Annotated in this window: 2 protein-coding genes; both read left to right on the top strand. The window is 41.6% G+C overall.

Going from position 1 to position 1,254, the window contains the following annotated elements; all coding sequences use genetic code 11:
- The first annotated feature begins 201 nt into the window (after positions 1–201).
- Positions 202–444, top strand: a complete 243-nt coding sequence (locus A3735_RS23795; protein ID WP_068513420.1) for a hypothetical protein — start codon at positions 202–204, stop codon at positions 442–444.
- A 21-nt stretch (positions 445–465) separates the two neighbouring features.
- On the top strand, positions 466–1,254 hold a 789-nt coding region (locus tag A3735_RS23790), incomplete at its 3' end, for a mechanosensitive ion channel domain-containing protein (RefSeq protein WP_068638783.1).

Here is a 1,254-nt window from a genome sequence, read left to right as displayed (position 1 = left end):
CTCTTCTACCTGCTTCCAAATATCCTGTAGTTGCTGTTCCATTATTTATCTCCTAATACCTTTTAGTTTTAATTCCATCAAATTACACTCCTAAGAAAGCCAAAAGTCACAATTTATTTTTTAATTTTATTTTGTGACTTTCTTTTATCGACTTATGTCATAATTTCTGTAATTTCATCAATTCAAATTGAGACCAACACTATGGATGACCTCGACGATCTTGACGCACTGTTCAAATCCGATGAAAAACCAAAATCTGACAACATAAAATCGGTACTCCAGAAGACACGCACCCAAACAAGTCAACACGACACGATGAGCTTTGCGCTGGTCAAAATATGGGTAACCATGGCTGAGTTGTTTGCCCCGATGTTCGCAAACTTGGCACTTAAAAATAGTGACCAACTTGCTCCCAAGAACAATCAGTCTGACCAACAGACCTAAGCGACCTATCAGGAGTTAGTAATGCTCGAAGCAATGAAAGAAACCCTAGCCGATCCGATGATACTATGGGCTAAGATCGCTGAATTCTTACCTAGCCTACTCACCGCACTAGGCCTACTGATAGGTGGATACTTTGTCGCTAAATTTCTAGCCGGAGCCATAGCAAAGCTATTTTCAAAAATCGGCCTTGACCGCTTAGCCGAAACAGCGGGCATTGATGTTGCACTGAAGAAAGCAGGCATGAGCTCAGGGCCGTCAATACTGCTATCTAAGATAATTTACTGGCTTGTATTTCTCACATTTATCATCTCTGCTTCAGATGCTTTAGGCCTGGATAGAGTCTCCGCCACCATTGATCACTTCGTGCTGTATATACCAAAAGTGATTAGCGCTCTTATTCTAACCTTGATCGGTTTATTCATTGCAGGACTTGTGCGAACTGCCATTGAGGCCTCACTTGCCAGCATTAACCTAGGTTATGAACGTACAATTGGCGGAATTATTTATGCGCTAATTGTTATCATTGTAGTGTCACTGGCGATCAACCAACTAGAGATTGAAACCGATTTGCTAAACCAGGTTGTTATTATCTTTTTGCTCTCTGCTGCAGGAGCAGTTGCACTTGCACTCGGTTTAGGCACAAAACATGTTGCCGGAAATGTCGTTGCAGGCGTTTATGCTCGTGAACTATATGTTCCGGGTAACAAAATTAAGGTTGATAACGTTTCTGGTGAAGTAATTGAGATCTGCTCTACTGCGCTGATTATAGAAACTGAAGACGGCCGCAAAATCACAATCCCCAACAGTAAA

The sequence above is a fragment of the Oleiphilus sp. HI0061 genome (genome assembly GCF_001635675.1).
Note: the sequence above shows the minus strand (reverse complement) of the source record. Positions and strands in the feature narration are given on the sequence as shown.